Source organism: Mesorhizobium shangrilense (assembly GCF_028826155.1).
Classification (GTDB): Bacteria; Pseudomonadota; Alphaproteobacteria; order Rhizobiales; family Rhizobiaceae; genus Arvimicrobium; species Arvimicrobium flavum.
Genome location: NZ_JAQGPN010000001.1, coordinates 997501 through 1018173, shown reverse-complemented (window position 1 = coordinate 1018173; position 20673 = coordinate 997501). Strand labels below are relative to the sequence as shown.

General features: G+C 64.9%; 17 protein-coding genes, 1 tRNA gene and 2 rRNA genes (1 of these 20 only partly in view). 9 read left to right on the top strand and 11 right to left on the bottom strand.

Going from position 1 to position 20673, the window contains the following annotated elements; translation table 11 throughout:
* Positions 1-129: 129 nt before the first annotated feature.
* Together PD284_RS05005 and PD284_RS05000 are read right to left on the bottom strand one after the other, a co-directional pair.
* Positions 130-2406 (bottom strand): ABC transporter permease, encoded by a 2277-nt coding sequence (locus PD284_RS05005; protein ID WP_274627119.1) that lies wholly within the window; start codon positions 2404-2406, stop codon positions 130-132.
* A gap of 204 nt (positions 2407-2610) precedes the next feature.
* Complete coding sequence (locus PD284_RS05000; RefSeq protein WP_274627118.1) at positions 2611-3636, bottom strand: ABC transporter substrate-binding protein; 1026 nt, start codon at positions 3634-3636, stop codon at positions 2611-2613.
* A 174-nt stretch (positions 3637-3810) separates the two neighbouring features.
* Between PD284_RS05000 and PD284_RS04995 the strand changes: the two genes are divergently transcribed.
* From PD284_RS04995 to nadE, 6 genes are all read left to right on the top strand, one after another.
* Positions 3811-4275, top strand: coding sequence for an NUDIX hydrolase (locus tag PD284_RS04995; RefSeq protein WP_274627117.1), 465 nt, complete (start codon positions 3811-3813; stop codon positions 4273-4275).
* Between the two features lie 229 nt (positions 4276-4504).
* Positions 4505-5584 (top strand): hypothetical protein, encoded by a 1080-nt coding sequence (locus PD284_RS04990; RefSeq protein WP_274627116.1) that lies wholly within the window; start codon positions 4505-4507, stop codon positions 5582-5584.
* A 69-nt stretch (positions 5585-5653) separates the two neighbouring features.
* Positions 5654-7603, top strand: a complete 1950-nt coding sequence (gene asnB, locus PD284_RS04985; protein ID WP_274627115.1) for an asparagine synthase (glutamine-hydrolyzing) — start codon at positions 5654-5656, stop codon at positions 7601-7603.
* 25 nt (positions 7604-7628) lie between these two features.
* Entirely contained in the window at positions 7629-7901 is a 273-nt protein-coding gene (locus tag PD284_RS04980; RefSeq protein WP_274627114.1) for an acyl carrier protein, read from the top strand.
* 10 nt (positions 7902-7911) lie between these two features.
* Positions 7912-9432, top strand: coding sequence for a class I adenylate-forming enzyme family protein (locus tag PD284_RS04975; protein WP_274627113.1), 1521 nt, complete (start codon positions 7912-7914; stop codon positions 9430-9432).
* A 4-nt stretch (positions 9433-9436) separates the two neighbouring features.
* Positions 9437-10414, top strand: a complete 978-nt coding sequence (gene nadE / locus PD284_RS04970; protein WP_274627112.1) for an NAD(+) synthase — start codon at positions 9437-9439, stop codon at positions 10412-10414.
* 45 nt (positions 10415-10459) lie between these two features.
* Here nadE and PD284_RS04965 read toward each other — a convergent pair whose 3' ends face one another.
* The 6 genes from PD284_RS04965 to PD284_RS04940 all read right to left on the bottom strand — a co-directional run bounded on the left by PD284_RS04965 (position 10460) and on the right by PD284_RS04940 (position 16710).
* Positions 10460-12352 (bottom strand): bifunctional sugar phosphate isomerase/epimerase/4-hydroxyphenylpyruvate dioxygenase family protein, encoded by a 1893-nt coding sequence (locus tag PD284_RS04965; protein ID WP_274627111.1) that lies wholly within the window; start codon positions 12350-12352, stop codon positions 10460-10462.
* Positions 12349-12798: a type II 3-dehydroquinate dehydratase gene (locus tag PD284_RS04960; RefSeq protein ID WP_274627110.1), complete on the bottom strand. Its 450-nt coding sequence runs from the start codon at positions 12796-12798 to the stop codon at positions 12349-12351. Before PD284_RS04960 ends, PD284_RS04965 begins: the two co-directional genes overlap by 4 nt.
* A gap of 19 nt (positions 12799-12817) precedes the next feature.
* Complete coding sequence (locus tag PD284_RS04955; RefSeq protein WP_274627109.1) at positions 12818-14119, bottom strand: TRAP transporter large permease; 1302 nt, start codon at positions 14117-14119, stop codon at positions 12818-12820.
* Positions 14116-14637, bottom strand: a complete 522-nt coding sequence (locus PD284_RS04950) for a TRAP transporter small permease (RefSeq protein WP_274627108.1) — start codon at positions 14635-14637, stop codon at positions 14116-14118. Before PD284_RS04950 ends, PD284_RS04955 begins: the two co-directional genes overlap by 4 nt.
* Positions 14638-14702: 65 nt before the next feature.
* Positions 14703-15689, bottom strand: a complete 987-nt coding sequence (gene dctP, locus PD284_RS04945) for a TRAP transporter substrate-binding protein DctP (RefSeq protein WP_274627107.1) — start codon at positions 15687-15689, stop codon at positions 14703-14705.
* Between the two features lie 115 nt (positions 15690-15804).
* Positions 15805-16710, bottom strand: coding sequence for a shikimate dehydrogenase (locus PD284_RS04940; protein ID WP_338036634.1), 906 nt, complete (start codon positions 16708-16710; stop codon positions 15805-15807).
* A 137-nt stretch (positions 16711-16847) separates the two neighbouring features.
* Between PD284_RS04940 and PD284_RS04935 the strand changes: the two genes are divergently transcribed.
* The 3 genes from PD284_RS04935 to sigJ all read left to right on the top strand — a co-directional run bounded on the left by PD284_RS04935 (position 16848) and on the right by sigJ (position 19092).
* Entirely contained in the window at positions 16848-17513 is a 666-nt protein-coding gene (locus PD284_RS04935; protein ID WP_274627106.1) for a TetR/AcrR family transcriptional regulator, read from the top strand.
* A 278-nt stretch (positions 17514-17791) separates the two neighbouring features.
* Complete coding sequence (locus PD284_RS04930; RefSeq protein ID WP_274627105.1) at positions 17792-18106, top strand: putative quinol monooxygenase; 315 nt, start codon at positions 17792-17794, stop codon at positions 18104-18106.
* A 41-nt stretch (positions 18107-18147) separates the two neighbouring features.
* The gene (gene sigJ / locus PD284_RS04925) at positions 18148-19092 is read left to right on the top strand and encodes an RNA polymerase sigma factor SigJ (RefSeq protein ID WP_274627104.1); all 945 of its coding nucleotides are present in this window, start codon (positions 18148-18150) and stop codon (positions 19090-19092) included.
* 347 nt (positions 19093-19439) lie between these two features.
* Here the strand turns inward: sigJ and PD284_RS04920 are convergent.
* The 3 genes from PD284_RS04920 to PD284_RS04910 form a co-directional block, all read right to left on the bottom strand.
* Positions 19440-19516: transfer RNA gene (locus tag PD284_RS04920), tRNA-Met, on the bottom strand.
* 133 nt (positions 19517-19649) lie between these two features.
* Positions 19650-19764 (bottom strand): 5S ribosomal RNA (rrf, locus tag PD284_RS04915).
* Positions 19765-19966: 202 nt separating this feature from the next.
* Positions 19967-20673, bottom strand: a 23S ribosomal RNA gene (locus PD284_RS04910); it runs 2098 nt beyond the window's last position.

Genomic DNA, 20673 nt, shown 5'->3' with positions numbered 1-20673 from the left:
CTCCCCACAAGGGGGAGGGGGATTCGACGAGCCCAGCTCCGCCGAGGCCGATAGGCTCGCTAGCGTCCCCCTCCCCCCTGTGGGGAGGGGTCAGGGGTGGGGGTATACCTACTCCCGGCAACAAGATCGTCATCCTCCCCCCGTAAGCGCCGGCTGACCCTGCCCCGGCAGGCTGACATTTGTGCGCGACTGCGACAGGTCGCCCTCCATGCTCCGGCGGCCGATGTCGCGGCGGCCGACCGCCAGCTGCATGAGCCCGATCACCGCCAGCATCACGCCGATCAGCACCGCCGAGTAGGCGATGGCGATGCCGTATTCGTTGTTCTCGACGCGGCCGACGATGTAGCTGGTCGACATGTCGTACCTGGCGCTGACCAGGAAGATGATGGCGCTGATCGCCGTCATTGCGCGCACGAAGGAATAGACCAGCGCCGCCAGGATCGCCGGCCTGAGCAGCGGCAGCACCACCCGCCGGAACGTCTGCCACGAGCTCGCGCCCAGCGTCAGCGAGGATTCGTCGAGGCTGCGGTCGATCTGCGACATCGAGGCGATGCCGGCGCGGACGCCGACCGGCATGTTGCGGAAGATGAAGGAGAGCACCAGTATGATGCCCGTTCCGGTAAGCTCGATCGGCGGCACGTTGAAGGCGATCACGTAGGAGACGCCGATCACCGTGCCGGGAATGGCGAAGGACAGCATGGTGCCGAACTCGAAGGCATCCTTGCCGGCAAAATTCTGGCGGACCAGCAGATAGGCCGTGAGCAGGCCGATCGCCGCCGTCAGCGGGGCCGAGATCAGCGCGATCTGCATCGTCGTCCAGAAAGAGCTCCAGGCCGAGCCCCGCCAGTGGATGCCGAACTCGTTCCACCCCACCGCAAAGGCCTTCACGTAGTGGTCGAAGGTCAGCGAGAAGTCGACGCCCCATAGCTTTACGAAGCTGCCGTAGAAGATCGTCGCATAGACCAGAAGCGTGAACAGCGTCCAGAATCCGGCAACGCCATAGACGCCGTTGCGCAGGCCCGCGGGCAGGTGCGGATGCACGCCGGCGTCGCCCTTGCCCGACACCGTCGTGTAGGATTTTCTCCCGAGCCAGAAGCGCTGCGCATAGAAGGCGCCGAGCGTGAAGAACAAGAGCACCAGCGCCAGGATCGCCGCCTGCGCCTGGTCGTATTGCGCGCCGACGATGGCGAAGAAGATCTCCGTCGACAGCACGTCAAAATTGCCGCCGAGCACCAGCGGATTGCCAAAATCGGCCATAGATTCGATGAAGCCGAGCAGAAAGGCGTTGGCGAGGCCCGGGCGCATCAGCGGCAGCGACACGGTGACGAAGGTCTGCCAGCGGTTGGCGCGCAGCGTCTGCGCCGCCTCCTCCATCGACGGGCTGACGCCTTCGACCACCCCGATCATCACCAGGAAGGCGATCGGGGTGAAGGCCAGCGTCTGCGCGATCAGCAGCCCGGGCAAGCCGTAGACCCAGCGCGTCGGCTGAATGCCGAACAGTTCCGCAAAACCCTGCGTGACGACGCCCGACAGGCCGAAGAGCAGGATGATGGCGAGGCCGATCACGAAGGGCGGCGTGATGATGGGCAGCACGGTGAGTGCCCTCAGGAGCGCGCCGTGCCGGAAGCCGGTGCGCGTCACCATCAGCGCGAAGACGAGGCCGAGCGCGGTGGTGATGAGGCCGACCAGCACGGCCAGGAACAGCGAGTTCCAGGCGACCCCGCAGCGCGGGCCGCCGGCTAGGCAGCCGAGCCCCCAGAGCCGCTCGCTGAGAAGCTTTGAGAGGAACACCGAGAGCGAATAGTCGCCGTCCTGGGTGACCAGCGCGCTCGCCAGCATCTGCAGGATCGGCATGAAGATGAAGATGCCGACGACCGCCACCACGAAGCCGATCGAGCCGACCACGAACTCGTCGCCGCCCACCGCGCCGCGCGCGGCGAGGCCGAGCGTCAGCAGGAACAGGAACGCGCCGCTGACCAGCAAGGCGCCCCAGCCCATGCCGAACTGGCGGTCGTCGAGCTCCCCGAACAGCGCTGCCAGCCATTGCCAGTTCCAGCCGCGCAGCCCGATGGCAAAACCCTGGAACAGGAGGTAGCCGAAGCCGAGTGCGCCGATCACGACCAGCAGCCGTCCGAAGAGCGGATCGCCCTTCTTGCGCCCCCAGAGCAGGAGCGGCGCGAGCAAGAGCAGGCCGAGCGGCGCGAGCCACGGTTTTTGCCCCTGCAGCACCAGGAACAATGCCGGCGCGACGTCGTCGTCGAACGGATAGCCGTCGGCAAGCCACGACAGCGTGAAGAAGTTGCTGTCGATCCCGTACCAGGGCAGCAGCACGTAGCCGACCAGCCCGATTGCGGTCCACAGGGTGAGTGTGGGGTGAAGGGCGGGGAAAGCGGCTTCAGAACGCATGGAGGGCGGACGCCTGGAAGTTGGAAGAAGCATGCCCCCTCCACCATGCTTCGCATGGTCCCCCTCCCCCGTAAACGGGGGAGGAACCAGGTCGCGCCAGCCACACCGCAGCGGATCCTCCCCTGCGGAGCGGGGGAGGGGGACCGCCAAAGGCGGTGGAGGGGGCGAAGGCGTTCAGGATGGTCAGCACGGACCGCCTTGCCCTCACTGCGGCAGCGATGACACCTCCGTGTCCCACTTCTGGAGCAGGCGCTTGCGCTCGTCGCTCGAGCCGTACTTCGCAAAATCGTAGTCGATCAGCTTGATCGTCGACAGGTCGGGCGTCAGCTCGGAGACGGCGGCCGACTTGTTGGACGGGAGCTGGAACGATTTCACGTCCTTGGCCTTGCCCTGCATGTCCGCTGACAGCGCCCAGTCGTAGAACTGCTTGGCGGCCTCCTCATTGCGCGCACCCTTGATCAGCGACATCGAGCCGATCTCGTAGCCGGTGCCCTCGCAGGGCGCGACCGTCACGATCGGGAAGCCGGCGGCCGTCTGCGACACGGCGTCGTGCATGAAGACGATGCCGACCGTCGTCTCGCCGAGGCCCGCCGCCTTGATCGGCGCGGAGCCCGACTTGGTGTATTGGTTGATATTCTTGTGCAGCGCCTTCAGGTACTCGAAACCCTGGTCCTCGCCCATCAGCTGCACCATCGTGGCCAGCATGGTGTAGGCGGTGCCGGACGAGTTGGGGTTGGCCATCTGGATATGGCCCTTGAACTCGGGCTTGGTGAGATCGGCCCAGCATTTCGGCTCGGGCAGGTTGTTCTTGGCCAGCAGGTCCTTGTTGTAGCCGAAGCCCAGCGCGCCGGAATAGACGCCGATGGTCTTGTTGCCGCCGGCCTCGGCCTGCTTGATCGCCCACTCGTGAAGCTCGCCTCGCATCGGCGATTCATAGGCGACGGTCAGGTCCTCCTCGGCAGCCTGCAGATGCGGGTCGCCGGTGCCGCCCCACCATACGTCGCCCTTCGGGTTGCCCGCTTCCGCGCGCACCTGCGCATAGGTCTCGCCGGAGCTCTTGCGAGTCATGTCGACGGTGATGCCGGTCTTTTCCTCGAAACCGGTCTTGATCTGCTGGCACCACGCCTCGTCGGCCGAGCAATAGAGCGTCAGGCTGTCTGCATGGGCGACTGCAGTGCTGGCAAGCATGCTGAAGGCCAGCGCGGCGGATGCCGGATACAACTTCGCCATTGTTTCAGTTCCTCCCTTTTTTGTTTTGTCGTCTAATGATTAACAGGGGTTCGCCGGAGGGCAAGCGAATTGGCGCGGTTGCGGGAAGTTTCGGCTCGTGCGAGTGCCGGGCGGATCACAGGGATCCGCAGCGGCGGGCGACGGGTCACGGTTGCAGGCGTTGAAGGGGAGGACATGGCCAAGGAGAAGAAGGCGCTGCGAAAGGCGAAGAAGGGCAAGCCGATCCGCCAGGTGGCGGCGGTCCCCTTCCGCGTTCAGGACGGCAAGGTGGAGGTCATGCTGGTCACGTCCCGGACCACGAAGCGCTTCATCGTGCCGAAGGGGTGGCCCATGAAGGGCAAGAGCGGACGCCAGGCCGCGCTGATCGAGGCGCGCGAGGAAGCCGGCGTCGCCGGCCACACCCTGAAGGAGCCGCTCGGCAGGTACACCTACTGGAAGCGCCTGTCGGAGAGCTTCGTGCTGGTCGAGGTGACCGCGTATCTGCTCGCCGCCGACGAGACGCTGGCCGACTGGGACGAGGCGTCCGCCCGCCAGCGCGCCTGGCTCTCCCCCGCCGATGCCGCGACGCTGATCGACGAACCTGAACTGGCGACGTTGATTCGGTCGGTCGCGACGCTGTCGCTCGAATCGCCGTCTTGACGCGATTGCTCGCAAGGGTTGGAAAACGACCTTCTTGACGACTGTAGCGGCGACACGTTTGCCGCGGTCGAGGTCACGCAGAACCGGCCGACGAAAGCGTCGCCGGCGTCGATCCTATCTGGCCGTTAATCCGCGTCTAACCTGTTGAGCTTAGGACGTGACCTCATGGTGGCGATTCCGATCGAGTGGAATAGTGGGACTACCGGTCAGCACAAGTAACGTCAGACCGATGGCGCTTGCCGACGTGCCCGCTGTGGCGCGCCTGTTCCAGCGCATCCTGCGCAAGACGCGTGGGCCCGCCACGTCCGACCTGGAGACCTATCTCGCCGACGTCTTCCTGGGCGATGAGCGCGATTGCGACATCAGGTCCAACGTGTACGTCCGCGACGATGGAGCCGTGGCGGGCTTCATGGGCGTCATGCCGATGCGGATGTCGATCGACTCGAAGCCGGTGAGAGCTGCGGTCTGCGGCACATTCATGGTGGACGGACATGTCAGCGACCCGTTTGCCGGGGCGCGGCTGATGCGCGCCTTTCTCGCCGGCCCGCAGGACATCTCGCTTTCGGAAACGGCCAACGAGGTCTCGACGGCGATGTGGCGAAAGATGAACGCCGCCATCCTGGCCGAGCATAGCCTGGAGTGGCTGCGCATCCTCCGTCCCGCCGCCTTTCTGGCGGAAATGGCAGCGCGAGCCGTCCCCGGCGGTAGGTTGCTTTCCTTTCTCGGGCAGCCGCTAGACCTGCTCGCACGACACGAAAAGCTGGCCAACCGCTGGTGGCGTCCCGTCGCGGCGACCAGCGCCATGCCTAGCGAGGATGCTGATGAGGAGGCGATCGCCGCGCTCCTGGTGACCCTGACGGAACGCTTTGCCGCGCGGCCGCAGTGGCAGCAGGAGGAATTGCGGCGCATGCTCGCTCACGCCCGGCGCAAGGCCCTCTATGGCGGCATGGTGAGGCGCATCGTACGCGCCCGGAACGGCCGCCCGGTCGGCCTTTTCGTCTACTATGGAGACCCGCGGCGCATCGGCCGCGTCATACAGCTGGTCGCGGCTCCCGGGCAGGCTGGCGCGGTGATCGACAGCATGCTGGCCCATGCAGATGAACGCGGCCTCGCGGCGCTGCGCGGGCGCACCATGCCCGACCAACTCCAGGCGATGCTCGGCGGGCCGTTCATGTTCCTGCACGCCTCGTCCAGCATCGCACATGCCCGCGACCGCACGTTGCTCGAACCGTTCCTCGCCGGACGCGCCTTCTTCAACGGCTTTGCCGGCGAATCCTGGTCGCGGCTGATCGGGGACCGCTTTGACTAGGCGGCTTTTCCAGCGGGTTCAGAAGACCGTGCGAGCGCGTTGCTGCGAGGGCGAGAGGAGCCGGACACCGTGTGCGGGATAGCCGGATATTGGGGGGCCAACCCGCCGCGCCACGAAGCTTCGGCGATGCTGCGTCGCATGTGCAGCGCCATCGCCCATCGCGGCCCGGATGGAGAAGGGATACATGTCGGCGTCGGCGCAGGACTCGGTCACAGGCGTCTCGCGGTGATCGACCTGTCGCCGGCAGCCGCCCAGCCAATGGCCAGTTCCGACGGCGCGACATGGATCACCTACAACGGCGAGATCTTTAACTATCTCGAACTGCGCACGATGCTCGAAGCGCGTGGCCGCCGCTTTCGCACAGAGTCCGACACCGAAGTGCTCCTGCACCTCTACGAGGAGGTGGGCGACGATTTTCCGGCGCTGCTCAACGGCGACTTCGCCTTCGCCATCTGGGACCAGCGCCGAAAGCGCATGTTCCTGGCGCGAGACCGCATGGGCGTGCGGCCGCTCTTCTACACCTGGCATCGCGGCGTCTTCTATTTCGCCTCCGAGGTGAAGGCCTTGCTCACGGTGCCTGGCATCGAAGCAGCCCCCGACCCGATCGCACTCGATCAGATCTTCACGCTCTGGGCGCCGATCCCGCCGCGCACCGCCTTCCAGGGCATATCCGAGCTTCCACCGGCCGAGACGATGATCGTGGAGGATGGAGCGGTGCGGAACCGGACCTACTGGTCGCTTGCCTTCCCGGATGCGCGCGAGAGCGACATGCGCAGCGACGTCGAAGTATCGGAGGAGGTGCGCGCGCTGCTCGAAGACGCCACCCGCATCCGCCTTCGCGCCGATGTCGAGGTAGGCGCCTTCCTCTCCGGCGGGCTGGACTCCTCGCTCATTGCCGCATTGGCGGCACGGATGGCGCCGGGACGCCTGAGCACGTTCTCCGTCACCTTCGAGGACCCGTCGTTCGACGAAAGCCTCTATCAGGAAAGTGTGGTGCGCATGATCGGCGCCAGTCACCACGCGATCCGCTGCAGCACGGAGGACATCGCCGCCCTCTTTCCGGCCGTCGGGCGGCATATGGAGCGCCCGGTCCTAAGGACGGCCCCTGCCCCGCTCCATGCACTTTCCGGCCTCGTGCGGGAGCGTGGGCTGAAGGTCGTGCTGTCGGGCGAGGGCGCAGACGAGGTCTTCGCCGGCTATGACATCTTCAAGGAGGCGGCGATCCGCCGCTTTTGCGCCCGTCAGCCGGCCTCGCGCATTCGCCCCCACCTTTTTCGGAAGATCTATCCTTATATTGCCTCGCTCCAGCAGCAGACGCCCGAATATCTCGCAGCCTTCTTTGGCGTCGGGGCGGATGCGCAGGACGACCCGCTGTTCTCGCATCGGCCGCGCATCCGCGCGACAGCCGGGACGAAGATATTCTTCTCGCCCGACCTGCGTTCGATGCTCGCCGGATATGACGCGGCGGAGGAGCTTGCCGCCTCGCTGCCGGAAGCCTTCGGTCGCTGGCATCCGCTGCACCAGGCGCAGTTCATCGAGACGCGGCACCTGTTGCCGGGCTACATCCTGTCGAGCCAGGGCGACCGCATGAACATGGCCCATGGCGTGGAGACGCGGTTCCCCTTCCTCGATCACCGGCTGGTGGAGCTTGCCGCGCGCATCCCGCCGCGTCTCAAGCTGCGCGGGCTTAGCGAGAAGCACATCCTGCGCCGGGCCGGAGCAGATCTTCTTCCGCCTGCGATCGCGACACGCATCAAACAGCCCTACCGTGCGCCCGACAGCGCCTCCTTTCGCGGCCCCGGCGCAGCCTATCTCGACCACGCGCTGTCGTCGCAGGCGCTTGCCCAGGCGGGCCTGTTTAATCCGCAGGCCGTCGCGAAGCTGATGGAAAAAGGCCGCCGCGGCGCCATCACCGGTTTCCGCGACAATGCCGCCTTCGTCGGCATCGTGTCGGCGCAACTCTGGTCCGCCACGTTCACCTCTGCCAGTCAACAATCAGCTGGCGCCCTGACCGCCTGATATCCCCTCCGGAAAAGGCCTGCCCATGCCCGACGAAATCAAGAAAGAGGTCCGCTCCTTCATTGTCGAGAACTTCCTGTTCGGCGACGACGCGCATCCTCTCGAAGACTCCTATTCCCTTGTCGAGAACGATCTCATCGATTCCACGGGCATCCTGGAGCTGGTGTCGTTCCTGGAGGAACGCTTCGGGATCGTGTTGTCGGAGGCCGAGATCGTACCCGACAATCTCGACTCCCTTGACCGCATCGCCGCTTTCGTCACCCGCAAGCGCCTGGCGGGAAGCGCAGCGGCTGGCTGAGGCGCGGGCGATGCGCATCGAGACGTTCCTCCGGCAGAGCGCGGCGGCTGATCCCGGCAAGGCAGCAATCGTCGCGGGTGCGACACGGCTGACCTATGCCGAGCTCGACGAGACGTCCGACCACCTGGCCGCCGTGCTTCATGAGCGGGGGGTGCGTGACGGCGAGCGCGCCGTGATCCTGATGGAGAACATCTGGGAGGCGGCGGTCGCCATCTTCGCCGTCGTCAAGGCGGGCGCAGTCTTCTGCCCCGTCAACCCGACGACAAAGGCCGAGGCGCTGCGCTTCATCCTTGGCAACTGCGAGCCGAAGGCGGTGCTGACGCAGGGAAAGTACGCCGGCCTGTTGGCCGAGGCGACGCCCGCTTCCTCCTCCGCCCTGCTGGTCATCTGCGCGCAGGGCGCGCCGACGCCCGACGGGCTGGCCTTCGAGGACTGCATCCGCCATCAGACCCGCCTCCCCCCAGCGGGCGGCGCGGATGCCGACCTTGCCATGATCATCCACACGTCGGGCTCGACCGGCGAGCCCAAGGGCGTGATGATGAGCCATGCCAGCATGGACGCTGCATCGAGCGCCATCGCCGCCTATCTGCAAAACACCGACGACGACGTCGTGCTCAACGCCCTGCCGCTCTCCTTCACCTATGGACTGTACCAGCTGCTCGTCGGGGTCCGCGTCGGGGCAACGATGGTTCTGGAGAAGAGCTTTGCATTCGCCTATGCCGTCCTGGAAAGGGCGCGCGCCGAAGGCGTGACCGGATTGCCGCTGGTGCCGACCATGGCTGCGATGATCCTTGCCATGCGCGACGCCGTCGAGCTTCCGACGCTGCGCTACATCACGAACGCCGCGGCGCCGTTGCCGCCTGCCCATGTCAAGGAGCTGCGCAGCCGCTTTCCGGACGCGCAGCTCTATTCCATGTACGGCCTCACCGAATGCGCGCGGGCGACCTATCTGCCGCCTAAGGAGCTGGACCGGCGACCCGAATCCGTCGGCAAGGCGATCCCCGGAACCGAGGCGTTCGTCGTCGACGAGGCAGGCCGTCCCGCAGCGCCGGGAGCCGTGGGTGAACTGATCGTCGTCGGCCCGCATGTGATGCAGGGCTATTGGCGAAACGGGGCGGCAACGGCTGCCGCCATCGCCCCCGGACGACGGCCAGGCGAACGGCGCCTGCGCACCGGCGACCTTTTCCGCGCGGATGCCGACGGCTTTCTACATTTCGTCGGGCGCAACGACGACATCCTCAAGATCCGCGGGGAAAAGGTGGCGCCGCTGCAGGTGGAATCGGTGCTGCACGCCTGCCCGGGCGTGACGGAGGCGATGGTGATCGGCCTGCCCGATCCCGTCCTCGGAACGATGCTTCACGCCATGGTCGTCGCCGCCGACCCTGCCTTGACCGAACGCGCCGTGCTGCGCCATTGCAGGGAGCTCCTGCCGGACGTGATGGTGCCCCGAAGCGTCGAGTTCCGCGCCGAACTGCCAAAGACGATGAGCGGCAAGGTCATCCGCCGCCAGACAACCGCCACGGGAGAATGACCGGATGCAGACGACCACCCCGGCTTTTTCCGCCGCCACCCTCGCGATCGATCCCGCCGCGGAGACCGAGCGCATCGTGGCCACGCTGCGCGCCCAGCTTCGCGGGCCCCTGCGCAAGCGGGGCCTCGTGCTCGGGCTTTCCGGCGGCATCGATTCCAGCGTCTGCGCCGCATTGGCCGCCCGCGCCGCGGGCCCGCAAAAGGTCTTTTGTCTCTTCATGCCGGAGAATGATTCCGACCCTGAAAGCCTTCGGCTCGGCCGGCTGGTCGCCGAGACCTTCGGACTTGCCAGCATCGTGGAAGATATCGGCCCGGCCCTGGAGGCGATGGGCTGCTACAGCCGACGCGACAGCTTCATCCGGCACGCCGTGCCGGAATACGGACCCGGCTGGAAGTCGAAGATCGTGCTGGCGAGCGTGCTCAGCACCGGCGGCTACAATCTCTCCTCGCTCGTCGTGGAAAGCCCTGACGGCCATGTACAGACGGTCCGCATGCCCGCCCCTGTCTATCTGGGCATCGTGGCCGCCACGAACATGAAGCAACGCACGCGCAAGCAGCTCGAATACTACCACGCCGACCGGCTGAACTACGCCGTCCTGGGTACGCCGAACCGGCTGGAATACGACCAGGGCTTCTTCGTCAAGAATGGCGATGGAGCGGCAGACGCAAAGCCCATCGCCCACCTCTACAAGTCGCAGGTCTACCAGCTCGCCGAATATCTGGGCGTACCGGAAGCGGTGCGCCGCCGCCCGCCCACGACCGACACCTATTCGCTCGCGCAGACTCAGGAAGAGTTCTATTTCGCGCTGCCTTACGACAAGATGGACCTGTGCCTCCACGCCCTAGATCACGGCATCCCCGCAGCGGAGGTGGCGCAGGCGGTATCGCTCCGGGAAGAAGACGTCGAGAAAGTGTGGATCGACATTGGCGCGAAGCGCAAGGTCGCACGTTATCTCCACTGCGAGCCGCTGCTCTGCGGCTGACCCCGGCGCGCGTCATAGGGGACGTTTCCAGCGGTCTGCCACAGCTCAGACGCGGGGCATGCCCTTCTGCCTGATGTAGCGCTTCTGGGCGGCGATTCGGAACGGGGCGTTGGAAGCGCCGTAGCCGCGATAGCCGCCGCGACGCTCGACGATCTCGAAGAAAAAGCCCTCGCCGTAGTTCGGACTGTAGAGCTGGAAATATTCGCCGTGCCCGTCGCGGTCGTACAGGATGTTTTCGGCGCGCAGCCTCTCGGCAAGGTCCGCGTCGAGGCCGAAGCGGGCCTCCAGGTCGTCATAGTAGTTTTGCGAGATGGGGAGCGGTGCAAAGCCGTTGGCTCTCAACGCTCCAGCCGTGGCGAAGATCTCCTCGGTGCGGAAAGCGAGGTGCTGGACGCTCGAGCCAAACGTCTCGGCGATGAAATGTCCGGCGAGGGTGCGGCGGTTCTCCGCTCCGTTGACGGTGATCCGCAACGAGCCTTCGGCATTCTCGATCGCCTGGCTGCGCACCAGCCCGGCGGGGTCTACGATGTCGACCATCGGCGTCTTATGCATCTCGAAGATCGAGGTGTAGAACAAGAGCCAGGTCAGCATTTCCTCGTAGTTCATCGTCTGCGCGACGTGATCGACAGTCTGGAGGCCGACCGGCTGCGGCGGCGCCTCGCCGTCGCCCGGTTCGAACTCGATGTCCCAGACGCGCCCGAGTTCCGACTTGCGGTCGACGAAGTAGATCACTCCGCCCCCGACACCGCGAATCGCAGGTATCTTGAGCTCTCCCGGTCCGGTCGCTTGCTCGAATGGCTCGGCTCCGAGCGCACGGGCGCGCGCTGCCGTCGCGGCGGCGTCTTCCACCGTCAGCCCCAGTGCGTAGGCTGACGTGCCATGCACGAGATAGGAGGAATGCGCGAACCCCTCGCGCTCGGTATTGACGACGAGGTTGATCGCTCCCTGCCGCCACAGGACAACCTCCTTGGAGACGTGCCGGCCGGCCTTGGCGAAGCCCATCGCATGGAGGAGTGCGCAGAGCTCCTCCGCCTCCGCCTCGTCGGCGGCGAACTCCACGAACTCGACGCCGCTTGCCCGCACGCGGTCCGGCATGTCCGGCACGGCAATAGCGATATCCGGCTCGGTCCGCCGCACCTGGTCCATCAGGTAGACGAGCGAGCGGCGACCGTCGACTGCGATCGATTTGGGCGAGCCGCCGCGGAACTGGTCGTTGAAAATCTCGAGCGAAAGCGGCCCATCATAGCCGGTCGCGGCGACTGCCCGCATGAAATCGAGGACGGGCAAGTCGCCTTCGCCGGGCATGTTGCGGAAATGCCTGCTCCAGAAGAGCAGGTCCATGTCGATCCGCGGCGCGTCAGCAAGCTGGACGATGAAGATGCGGTCGGCCGGGATGGAGCGGATCGAGTTCACGTCGATGCTGCGGGCCAGCGTGTGGAAGGAATCCAGGATCAGGCCGATACTTGGATGATCGGTGCGCCGGACGATCTCCCAGGCGTCGCGGTGATCGCTGATGTGGCGGCCCCAGGCGAGCGCCTCATAGCCGACACGTAGGCCGCGGCGGGCAGCCCGTTCGCCGAGCTCGCGCAGATCCGCTGCGGCCCGGTCGATGCCGCCGAGCGACAGCGGCGAAACGTTGGAGCAGACCAGCATCAGGTCGGTGCCGAGTTCCTGCATGAGGTCGAACTTGCGTTCCGCACGATCGAAGGTGCGGGCGCGCTGCGGCTCCGGCATACCCTCGAAGTCACGGAACGGCTGGAACAGCGTGATCTCCAGCCCGTAGTCCCGGATCATCCGGCCAACGTCCCGCGGGCTGCCGTCGAAGGCGAGGAAGTCATTCTCGAAGATCTCGACACCGTCGAATCCCGCCGCCGCGATCGCCTGCAGCTTCTCGCGCAGGTCGCCGCTGATGGAGACCGTGGCGATCGAGGTTTTCATGCGGCGCGCTCTTCGATCATCTCGATCAGCGCCTTCACCGCGAACCCGTAGCCGCGCGCGCCGAGGCCGGCGATGACCGCGGTGGCGACCGTCGAGACGAGCGACTTCTGGTAGATCTCCTCGCGCCGATGAATGTTCGATATGTGCAGCTCGACGATCGGGCCGCGGAACATCTTCAGCGCGTCCAGCAGCGGGATCGACCGGAAGCTCAGTCCAGCCGGATTGATGAGGATCCCGGCTCCCTCGTCGATCGCCTCATGGACCCAGTCGACGAGCTGATGCTCGGCGTTCGTCTGGTGGAAGCGCACGGGGCGGGCGGCGGCGGCCTTGCGGCACATGGCCTCGATCTCGGCCAGCGTGGTGCGGCCGTAGATCTCGGGCTCGCGCATGCCAAGCCGGTTCAGGTTCGGCCCGTTGAGGATGAAGATCGGCCTGCTGTCAGTCATGTCGTCATCCTCTCTCGGTTCAACCGCCGTAGCCGAGCAGCCTCGGGAGCCAAAGCACCAGGTCGGGAAACAATGTGATGAGCGCCAGCGCCGCCAACATCGCCCAGAGGAAGGGCAGCACGTCGCTGACGATGTCCTTCAACGGAACCTCGGCGATGCGCGTCATGATGAAGAGCAGCAGCCCGTAGGGCGGCGTGATGAGGCCCAGCATGATGTTTACCACCACGACCACCCCGAAATGCACCATGTCGATGCCCAGCGACTGCGCGGTCGGGATGAAGACGGGCACGATCACCAGCAGGATCGTCGTGCCCTCCAGCACGCAGCCGAGCAGCAGCAGGATCACGTTGACCAGGATGAGGAAGCCCAGCGGAGACAGGTCCCAGGCGGTGAGCAGCAGCCGCAGGTCGTTGGGGATGTTCTCGACGGTGACGACGTAGTTGAAGACGAGCGCTCCAGCGATCAGCATGCCGATCGAAGCCGAGGTGCGCGCGCTCGCCAGCAGCGACCGGTAGAAGTCGCCGAAGCTGACGCTGCGGTAGAGCACCACCGAGATGAGCAGCGCATAGGCGGCTGCGATCGCCGCCGCTTCGGTCGGCGTCGTCGCGCCGGTGTAGATGCCGCCCAGCAGCACGACCGGCATCATCAGGGTCGGGAAGGCGCGCCAGGTGATGCCGGGCAGTTCGCGCAGCGGCGTCGGCGTTTCGACGGGGAAGTTGCGCCGGCGGGCGGCGACGGCGACGATCGCCATCTGCGACAGCGCCATCAGAAGACCAGGAATGACCCCGCCAAGGAACAGATAGCCGATCGAGGCATCCGACACGAGCGCGTAGATCACCATCGGGATCGAAGGTGGGATGATGGGGCCGATCACCGCGGTCGCGGCAGTCAGCGCCGCCGCAAAGCTCGCCGGATACTTGTCGTCCTTGGTCATCATGTTCTGCATCATCTTGCCGGTGCCGGCGGCGTCGGCGATGGCCGAACCCGACATGCCTGCGAAGATGATCGACTGCAGGACGTTGACCTGGGCGAGCCCACCGCGGAACCGGCCGATGAAGGCGTCGCAGAAGCGAAGCAGGCGCTCCGTCATCGAGCCGATGTTCATCAGCTCGGCAGCGAGCACGAAAAGCGGCACCGCCAGGATGATGTAGTTGGAGTACATCCCGTTGAGGAACTGCTCGGCGGCCGTCCCCATGTCCAGGCCGGCGAGCCAGAGGTAGAAGATCGAGCCCGCGATCATCGCATGGCCGATCGGCAGCCCCAGGAAGGCGAGAAGCGTGATGGCCGCGATGGAGAGCGAGAAGGGACTGGCGAGGTTCATACGCCCGATCCCGCCTTGGTCGGATCGAATTCCCCGGGCGCATCGCCCCGCAACGCCCGCCATGCCAGCCACAGGTATCGGGCGATCGCGGCTAGCACGAAGACGATGTAGATCGAGAACAGCAGGTCGAACCGGATCTTCAGATAGGCCATGCTCTCGACCTTCATGAAGGTCACGTAGTCCCAGGTGGCCGGCAGGGACATGCCGTAGAGAATGAGCAGGCAGGCTGCGGCGGCGACGACCATGACACGCCGCGTCCGCCCGCTGACCGCTGCATAGATCAGGTCGAAGCGGATTTCCTCCTCCTCGCGCAGGACGAATGCGGCCCCGAAGAGCACCAGCCACAGCCAGAGAACGACGCTGATCTCGTTGGTCCAGCCGATCGGAAAGTTCAGCACATAGCGGAAGACGATCTGCAGCAGGAAGGCCGCGAACATCGCGCCGAGCATCCCGGCGAGCAGGTTCTCGGCCCGTCTGTAGAGCCACGCGCCAAGGTCGGGCAGCCGTTTCTGCAACATGGTTCTCCCCGCTCTCTTCGGGAGCGGCCGAACGCCGGTGAGCGGGCGTTCGGCGCCGTGGACGATCAGAGGGCGTTGATCTTATCGACCATGCCCTGCGGCCAGTCCTTCGCCAGGTCGGAGGCCAGGTACTTCTCCTGAACGTGCTTGCGGAAAGCGGCCACGTCGGGCTCGTAGATCTTCAGGCCCTTGCCCTTGAAGGTCTCGACCAGCTCCTTCTCGCGAGCGAGGTGCTTTTCGGTCGAGAAATCGATCGCCGCATCGGCGGCTGCCTGGAACTTCGCCTGCTTCTCGGCGCCCATCTCGTCCCACACCTTCTTCGAAACGGTGAGCAGGTCGAAGCCGACGAGATGCGAGGTCAGCACGATCTGCGACATCACCTCGTAGAACTTCATGTTCTCGACGTTGGGCAACGGGTTGTCCTGGCCGTCGATCGCCCCGGTCTGCAGGCCCGTGTAGACCTCGGCATAGGCCATCGGCGTCGGGTTTGCGCCGAGCGCTTCGCCCAGGAACTGCCAGGCGTCGCCTCCCGGCATGCGCAGCTTGACGCCCGCCATGTCGCTCGGGGTCTTGATCTCCTTGTCGGGCTTGAGGCCGACCTGGCGCACGCCGAAATAGGTGGGACCGAGGATCACCACGCCAAGCTGGTCCGCGGCCATCTTCTTCAGTTCCGCGCCCGCCTCGCTGTTGAAGAAGGCCCTGACATGAGCCGCGTCCCGGAACAGATAGCCGGCGGTCACGATCGACCAGGCCGGGATCTGCTTGGAGATGTCCTGGGGCGCGATATTGCCCATCTCGAGGTTGCCGCGCTGGAGGGCGACGAGCTCGGTGCCCTGCTTGAAGAGGTTGCCGCCATAAAAGCCCTCGAAGGCGAAGTCGCCGGTGACCCCCTCCGCAAACTTCTTCATCATCTCGGCGCGAATGTCCTGCTCCGAGAAGACGGCCGAAAAGCGCAGCTTCGGCTTGTCCTGCGCGAGCGCCGGAAACGCCGTAGACACAGCCAGTATGCCGGCCCCGGCGAGCAGTTGGCGGCGTGTAAGATCCAGTTTCATGTCATTCCTCCCTTGTGTTGTTGGTATCAGTTCCCAGGCGTGGTGTTCCTTTTCCGGACATGGCAGCCAGCCAACCGTTGCCAGCTGCCCCATTCGACCAGTTCAGGCAGCGCCGTCATGCCGCCGCCTCGAAATGGCTGGCCATCGCGCGCCGGTCCGCCGTCCTGCCGGTGAACAGTTCGAAGGCGCGCACGGCCTGGAAGATCGCCATTCCGGCCCCCGCCAGCGTGCGGCAGCCCAGCGCACGGGCGCAGCGCAGAAGCTCGGTCTCCTCCGGAAAATAGACGATCTCCGCCACCCAATGGCGCGGGGTGAGGTGTCGGGCATCGAACGACATGCCCGGATATTTCGCCATCCCGACCGGGGTCGCATTGACGATGCCGTCCGCCGCGGCGAGGGCCGAGGCGGCATCGCGCGCCAACTCGATCCGGCCCGCAAATCGCGGCGCCATGCGCCGCACGAGCTGATCCGCCCGCGCTGTGTCGCTGTCGACAATGGCGAGCGCGTCGACGCCAAGCCCCATCAGGGCGCAGGCGACAGCAGCGCCCGCGCCGCCCGCGCCAAACTGGACGACGCGATCGAGCCGAACGCCCGGCAGCCCTTCCCGAAAGCTCTCGGAGAAGCCCCAACTGTCGGTGTTGTGTCCCGTACGGCCCGCCTCCCCGAACACGATCGTGTTGATGGCGCCGATCGCCTCCGCCTCCGGCGCCAGCGCGTCGACATGGCCGATGGCGGCCTGCTTGAAGGGATGGGTGACGTTGAGGCCGTCGAACCCGCACTCGGCGGCCGCGGCGACGACATCGCCCAGCCTGTCGTCTGCGAGGCCAAGCCGGTCGAAATCGATGAGCACATAGGTGCAGTCGAGCCCGTGACGCGTCGCCTCGCGCTCGTGCATGGCCGGCGTGCGCGACGCCTGGATGGCGCGGCCCACAAGGCCGACCAGCACGCGCCGAACCCCGGACGCCGCCGCTGCGCGCGGCGCCGCCATTTCACGCAGAAGGTCGACAACCCCGTCCGCCATGGCGGAACTCCTCCCATTTCCCGCATCGGGCCAGAATGCGGGAAGGCTCACTTTGAACTGCCTGGTTAATTCGGTCAAGCGCTTTGAACGAAGCGGTTAAATCGTGTAAGAGCCGCTGCGAACGAGGAGTTGCGAAAATGGTCGGCCTGGGTCTGGAGGCGGAAAAGGGCGGCCGCGGCGGCTGGAAGCAGGATCCCGCCGGCGTCCAATCGAACATCCTGGCCGTCGCCATGGCGGAATTCGCCGCCAACGGTCTTTCCGGCGCCCGCATCGATGAGATCGCAGCCAAGACGCGCACGTCGAAGCGCATGATCTACTATTATTTCGGCGACAAGGACGGCCTCTACCGCCGCGTGCTCGAGGAAGCGTACCGCACGGTCCGCGAAGGCGAGCAGAAGCTCGATCTGGAGCACCTGCCGCCCGTTGACGCCCTGACGCGCCTGGTCGAGTTCACCTTCGACCACCACAGCCGCAACCCCGACTTCATTCGAATCGTGATGATCGAGAACATCCATCACGGCGTCTACATGGAGCAGTCGGAGCTGATCGCCGGACTGAACGCCGGCGCGATCGAGAAGCTCGAGGCCATCTGCCGGCGCGGCCGCGAGGCCGGCCTGTTCCGCGACGACATCGAACCGCTCGAACTGCACTGGCAGATCAGCGCGCTGAGTTTTTTCAACGTCTCCAACCGCGCGACCTTCTCACGCATCTTCGGCGACAGGCTGTACCGGCCGGAAGGCCAGGAGACGCTTCGCCGCCATGCGGTGGAGCTGGTGCTGCGCTTCATCGTCAAGTCAGACTAGGCCGCCGCGCCTACCGCCCGGGCGACCGGGTTCGACGATCCACGATGACGCGACATCAACGCCACGTACGTCGCTGCACCGCCCCAGCGGCACCGCTCGGCGAGCGATGTCTCGCATCGTGCTCCCTCCGGTCACGATGGCCTGCGCGGCGGAGAAACCGCGGCCGCGCGCACCTATTTCGTTTCGCCTGTCACAAACCTGCGGCCTCGAACGTCAAGACATAGCAGCCCAGGCCCTCATCAACGCGCACGGGGTTGCCAACCAAAAGGAACCCGGAAATGAGCAAGAATGCCCTCTTCATCAAGCACACCGCCAAGCCCGGCAAGCGTGACGAACTCCGCCAGGTCTGGGAAAAGTACGTTCGCGGTTATGTCGCCGGCAGTGACGGGCAACCCGCCTACTTCTATTGCTACGACGACAATGATGCCGACGCGATCCTGGTCTTTCAGATCCATGCCGATGCTGACAGCGCCGGTGAGTTCATGAAACAACCTTGGTATGCAGACTACGAGCGCGAGAGTGCCGCCCTTATTGCAGGCACGTCCGAATTCCGCGCCGCAACGCCACAATGGGTCAAGGGAACGACCGCCTAGGCATCACCTTCCAGGCAGAAGAGAAGAGGCGGAGCAGACCGATGCGCGAGGACAGAGGAACTGACGATGCCGAACACGTCCATCGCGCTGGGACCACCACAGACGACCCTCACGGGGTCACGTTCTTCGAAACCGCGAGACCCCGCCTGCTTGGCATCGCCTACCGCATCCTCGGCTCCCATGCCGAGGCCGAGGATGCCGTCCAGGACACCTATCTTCGATGGCAGAACGCGGAGAAGGCAACCATGAAATCACCCGGCGCATGGTTGACGACCGTCTGCACCCGTCGAGCCGTCGACATGCTTCGGTCCGCGTATCGGACGCGGGTCGATTACGTCGGAAACTGGCTTCCTGAACCGGTCCAGACGCTCACCGAATCATCTGATCCGGCTGAGATGCTGGAGCTTTCATCCTCTCTTTCGACGGCGTTCCTGCTCGTTCTGGAACGGCTCGCGCCGAAGGAAAGGGCGGCCTATCTGCTGCGCGAGATCTTCGACGTGGGTTATGCCGACGTCGCCGCCGCCCTGGATATGAATGAAGCAGCCTGTCGCAAGCTGGTGTCGCGCGCAAACGCCCGCATCAGCCGCGACGAGGTACGCCACCCGCCTTCATGGGACAGACAGCGCGAACTGCTTGCCGCATTCGAAGACGCAGTTCGTACCGGTCAGCCCGACGACCTCGCGCAACTGCTGGTCAGCGATGTGAGGCTGACCGCGGATGGCGGAGGAAAGGCGTCCACCGTGGTCGATGTCAGCCACGGCAGGGAGGTGATCCGGATCCTGACTGAACGGTTCAGCGAATGGTGGAAGCCCTATGAGTGGCGGCTGGCCGAACTCAACGGCGCATTGGGACTTGTGCTGCGCCAGGCAGGGATAGTGGTGGCGACCGTGTCGCTCTCTTATGACGCATCGGGGCGGATAGATGAAATCTACATCATGCGAAACCCCGACAAGCTCAGCAGGCTTCACGATGTCCGCATCCAGTGACCGGAATCGCCAAAGCAAAGAGGCCCGCGGCGATGCGCCGCGGCCTTGGCGCTGGGGAGATGATTTGAAGCGTGCTGCGGCCCTCCATGTCGTTCGGCTTGCACGTAACGGTTAGGCGGAGGACGGATGATGCGGCGGATTGATTGCTGGTCACACAGTCTCGAGCAGTTGACCGTCGAACACAAAAACGGCCCGGGCTGGGCCGGGCCGTTTATGGTATTTGGTTGCGGGGACAGGATTTGAACCTGTGACCTTCAGGTTATGGTCCGCAGGACGAGGAGCTACCTTGTCCAGCATCGGCGCAGCCGATGCGCCAGACAACGCGTTTGGGATAGTTTCGGGAAGATTGGTTGCGGGGACAGGATTTGAACCTGTGACCTTCAGGTTATGAGCCTGACGAGCTACCGGGCTGCTCCACCCCGCGTCAACCTTTTACAGATGGGCATTGGCCCACCGGAAGTGAAGTGCTGCAACACAAAAGGCCGCTTGCGCGGCCCTTGAGCCGCCGTTTCCGGCGGGCATGCGTATCGAGAAGACTTATTCCATGCATTTTGCAGACCTGGCAGCGACTTACTCTCCCGCGTCTTGAGACGAAGTACCATCAGCGCTGGAGCGTTTCACGGCCGAGTTCGGAATGGGATCGGGTGCAGCCGCTCCGCCATAACCACCAGGTCGGCAAAGTGCATGTTTTTCGAGAAGCTGTTTTGTCTGTTTCGTGCCGCACAGCCGTCCTTCGGGCGACGCCCGCAAGGCCGACTGGCCGTCGCGCCTGATGGCGTGCCCCGTCCGGAGGCCAGGCTGGCGTGAGCCAGCCGATACGGCCGTGAGGACAGGAAAGCTGGATGCTCATCGCAGATGAGCATTGAGAATGAGAACGATCAAGTCGATCGAGCTATTAGTACCGGTAAGCTTCATGCGTTGCCGCACTTCCACACCCGGCCTATCAACGTGGTCGTCTTCCACGACTCTCAGGGAATACTCGTTTTGAGGTGGGTTTCCCGCTTAGATGCCTTCAGCGGTTATCCCGTCCGTATATAGCTACCCTGCTATGCGGCTGGCGCCACAACAGGTCCACCAGAGATACGTCCATCCCGGTCCTCTCGTACTAGGGACAGATCCTCTCAATATTCCTACACCCACGGCAGATAGGGACCGAACTGTCTCACGACGTTCTGAACCCAACTCACGTACCGCTTTAAATGGCGAACAGCCATACCCTTGGGACCTGCTCCAGCCCCAGGATGCGATGAGTCGACATCGAGGTGCCAAACAACCCCGTCGATATGGACTCTTGGGGGTCATCAGCCTGTTATCCCCGGCGTACCTTTTATCCGTTGAGCGATGGCCCTTCCACGCGGGACCACCGGATCACTATGACCGACTTTCGTCTCTGCTCGACTTGTCAGTCTCGCAGTCAGGCAGGCTTATGCCATTGCACTCAGCGAACGATTTCCGACCGTTCTGAGCCCACCATCGCGCGCCTCCGTTACTCTTTAGGAGGCGACCGCCCCAGTCAAACTACCCACCATACATTGTCCCGGACCCGGATGACGGGCCGCGGTTAGACATCCATAGAGATAA

Coding starts and splice junctions, on each gene's coding strand:
- PD284_RS04935 (WP_274627106.1), top strand. CDS start 16,848: ATGGTCGGCCTGGGTCTGGAGGCGGAAAAGGGCGGCCGCGGCGGCTGG.
- PD284_RS04955 (WP_274627109.1), bottom strand. CDS start 14,119: ATGAACCTCGCCAGTCCCTTCTCGCTCTCCATCGCGGCCATCACGCTT.
- PD284_RS04940 (WP_338036634.1), bottom strand. CDS start 16,710: ATGGCGGACGGGGTTGTCGACCTTCTGCGTGAAATGGCGGCGCCGCGC.
- PD284_RS04965 (WP_274627111.1), bottom strand. CDS start 12,352: ATGAAAACCTCGATCGCCACGGTCTCCATCAGCGGCGACCTGCGCGAG.
- PD284_RS04960 (WP_274627110.1), bottom strand. CDS start 12,798: ATGACTGACAGCAGGCCGATCTTCATCCTCAACGGGCCGAACCTGAAC.
- dctP (WP_274627107.1), bottom strand. CDS start 15,689: ATGAAACTGGATCTTACACGCCGCCAACTGCTCGCCGGGGCCGGCATA.
- PD284_RS04980 (WP_274627114.1), top strand. CDS start 7,629: ATGCCCGACGAAATCAAGAAAGAGGTCCGCTCCTTCATTGTCGAGAAC.
- PD284_RS04990 (WP_274627116.1), top strand. CDS start 4,505: ATGGCGCTTGCCGACGTGCCCGCTGTGGCGCGCCTGTTCCAGCGCATC.
- sigJ (WP_274627104.1), top strand. CDS start 18,148: ATGCGCGAGGACAGAGGAACTGACGATGCCGAACACGTCCATCGCGCT.
- PD284_RS04995 (WP_274627117.1), top strand. CDS start 3,811: ATGGCCAAGGAGAAGAAGGCGCTGCGAAAGGCGAAGAAGGGCAAGCCG.
- PD284_RS04975 (WP_274627113.1), top strand. CDS start 7,912: ATGCGCATCGAGACGTTCCTCCGGCAGAGCGCGGCGGCTGATCCCGGC.
- nadE (WP_274627112.1), top strand. CDS start 9,437: ATGCAGACGACCACCCCGGCTTTTTCCGCCGCCACCCTCGCGATCGAT.
- PD284_RS05000 (WP_274627118.1), bottom strand. CDS start 3,636: ATGGCGAAGTTGTATCCGGCATCCGCCGCGCTGGCCTTCAGCATGCTT.
- PD284_RS05005 (WP_274627119.1), bottom strand. CDS start 2,406: ATGCGTTCTGAAGCCGCTTTCCCCGCCCTTCACCCCACACTCACCCTG.
- PD284_RS04930 (WP_274627105.1), top strand. CDS start 17,792: ATGAGCAAGAATGCCCTCTTCATCAAGCACACCGCCAAGCCCGGCAAG.
- PD284_RS04950 (WP_274627108.1), bottom strand. CDS start 14,637: ATGTTGCAGAAACGGCTGCCCGACCTTGGCGCGTGGCTCTACAGACGG.